The following is a 2,709-nucleotide window of genomic DNA, read 5'->3' as shown; positions in this document are numbered from 1 at the left end:
TTAAATTATTAACATAATATTGCAGCAATCTATAAAAAACGCCACATTTAATTTTATGGGCTAATTTTTATATATAATCAGTCGTTAATATCAATAAATTTTACTTTGATCCTCATAAATATTAATTGATAGGGGGAGTTATGGATACAATGTTAAGAAAGCCAACGACTGTGGGTGAAATTATCAGCGGGAAACGCCGGATCAGCATCGAAGAAGCGGTCATGCTGGCGGCATTGTTTGAAACGGATTCTGACTTCTGGATTAACGTACAAACCAACCATGATCGCTGGGAAGCACGGCAGTGATGGCTCAGAAAACCAGTATCAAACCTCTTACGGCATTATTGGCGAGGTGATTTAACTCACCGACCGCAACTATCGATTAATATAAAAGGGGTTCTAAGCCGGAATCCCAGAAATTTCCGTCCATCCTAACGTCACGCCAGCCATAAACACATTCAGATCGGTGAATTTATCTCCACTATCATTTTCAGAAGATGACTACACAAGGTTGCTGCGTTGTCCAGCAAACGAACATTAGACGGTCATACAAGGGGTTCTGCGGAAGAACCCTCGAAAATGACGAGTAACAGTGACGTGTGTTACGGTAAAAGGTAAGGAATATTACAAACTGCATTCAGATCATCAACTGACACTGTTTTGAGATACCCCGCTGCTTGCAGCGGGGTTGTTTATTTAAATTAAATGCAAGCACCTACAGGTACCCATAAATTTAATTATCGAGTTGCTTATCAGATAGCCCTAGAAACTCAAAAGGTTCGCTATCAACATAATCTTTAGTGGCATCACCTGAGAAAATATTGCTTTGCTCCTTACCTAATTCCAGTTTCTTCACTTTACCGGTTTCGGCTGAGAAATCGATTTTCTTTATATCTGTCCAGAAAATATTCGGTGTTAGTGCAGACTCAAAGAAATAGAGTTGGCGTTTATGATCAACCAATGTCCGCCAACGTGTTGATGAAATTTCTGGGGAATCCTCTGACGTATCCATTAACCCGTAAGGAACCGAAACGTTACGAATCACACTGAACACACCAGCAACGGCTTTATTGGGTGTCGTTTGTTGTGGGATAGCATTAATATAGAATTGAGCGCGAGCAAATCTGGCCGAAGAACGATTGGTGCCTGGAAGTTCCTCTGTGCCCGGAATGTTTTCCCAATATGTCTGCTCTTCCAATTGTTCTTCATACGTTGGTGAATTTGTCATTACCTGATATTCACGGCTATGATGGATCACTTGTTCACCGTCAATATATTCAATAATTGCACTATCACCACTCGCATCTGATAATGATAAATGCAACGTAGTTAAACGATCTTGGCCCGGCATGTTATCCGTCATCACTACAAAAGGCGTCTTTTCCAGTGATTCAACGGCTTCAGCTACTGTCGCGTAATTATCTAGCATATACTGCGCCCACAATGAAATTGATACTGCAGGCCGCTTATCATTTGGTTGTGGATATTTAGATTCAGCTAACCATAATAAGTTAGCCACAAGACCTTTTTCGTTAATACCATCTGTGGTTGAAATATCGAAGCCAGATGCAATCACGCTACCATATTTAGATTTCCATTTAATAGAATTAGGGCCTGCAATACCATCCCTGTTCATGCCTCGTGGAAATACCCATAAATTTGTTCCGATTTCGTTTTTCCAATCCATCGTTCTTGTTGTTATGGTTTGCTCATTTTCACCTAAATAAACTATACGAGTACACATATCATCTCCTAAGATAAAAAATGAAAACAGATAGATTTCTTCACTTTATAGAGATTGTTTTTCTACACTTTATTTCTAAATTTAATGAGAGAGATATAGATAATTCTCTCACGAATTTAATAATGACATAAAATGACTGAATGGAAATTAATAAAATCTCTTCCTCCTATAAATAATTTCGATGCCATGCCGCATGAAAGGATTTTTCTAAACTACAAATTAATTTCATTGAATCACATAACAGCTGAGGTATCAGCTTATGGTATATAGTATATGGTAAAATAGAACTTATTCAGTAAGTTAAAAATAGTTTTTTTGCTATACTTAGTTACGCAATGATATATTTTTACATACTTACACGTTCTTATACCTACCCAAATGAGTTCCGTTATTACCCCATGAAGCAATAATCATACCTGTACTTATCAATCATTTCTTGTGAAACCAGACCACAGGCGCCAATAAAGAAACACTGACCTTCTAATGCGTATACATTGCTGACAGCCGTATTCATTTCACCTGATAGAGCATGAACGTGCCCTTTACTGGGTTACGCAGAATTCAGGCAATTTGTGCTGTAAAGCGGTCATGACAGGAATACCGGTGGATGCGCTATTGTCCCACCAGCGCACCATTTTCCGTCACAATCGGATCAATCGTCATCGGATACTGGCGCATGATAACGCGAGTAAATAGTTCGTTATTCATGGGGTTGTTCCTCCTTAGCTTATGCTACATACTGGCTGCGTTCCCTATGCTGCTAGTTTGTATGCCTGCGGTACACTTTAGATGATAAAACGATTTAATAACATTATTTTATCCCACTCCGCCTGCGCCTTCGTTTTTTCCCAGTGACGGCTTAAACAGAATTCGGGTTATTTATCTAATCTATCCTAACCACTTGATTTTCATTCGCATATGAAAACCAATAAAAAGATCTTTTATCAGATCTATTATCGGTATCTT

The 2,709-nt window shown here is 38.7% G+C and carries 2 protein-coding genes; one reads left to right on the top strand and one right to left on the bottom strand.

Annotation, left to right across the window (positions count from 1 at the left end):
- Positions 1–140: 140 nt before the first annotated feature.
- The gene (locus tag Xhom_RS30245; RefSeq protein WP_169928453.1) at positions 141–305 is read left to right on the top strand and encodes a helix-turn-helix transcriptional regulator; all 165 of its coding nucleotides are present in this window, start codon (positions 141–143) and stop codon (positions 303–305) included.
- A gap of 427 nt (positions 306–732) precedes the next feature.
- Here Xhom_RS30245 and Xhom_RS14650 read toward each other — a convergent pair whose 3' ends face one another.
- On the bottom strand, positions 733–1,743 hold the full coding sequence (locus Xhom_RS14650) for a linear amide C-N hydrolase (RefSeq protein ID WP_084022926.1): 1,011 nt from the start codon (positions 1,741–1,743) through the stop codon (positions 733–735).
- Positions 1,744–2,709: the final 966 nt, after the last annotated feature.

It is taken from the genome of Xenorhabdus hominickii (assembly GCF_002632725.1).
Taxonomy (GTDB): Bacteria; Pseudomonadota; Gammaproteobacteria; order Enterobacterales; family Enterobacteriaceae; genus Xenorhabdus; species Xenorhabdus hominickii.
This window is presented reverse-complemented; position numbering and strand designations above follow the sequence as displayed.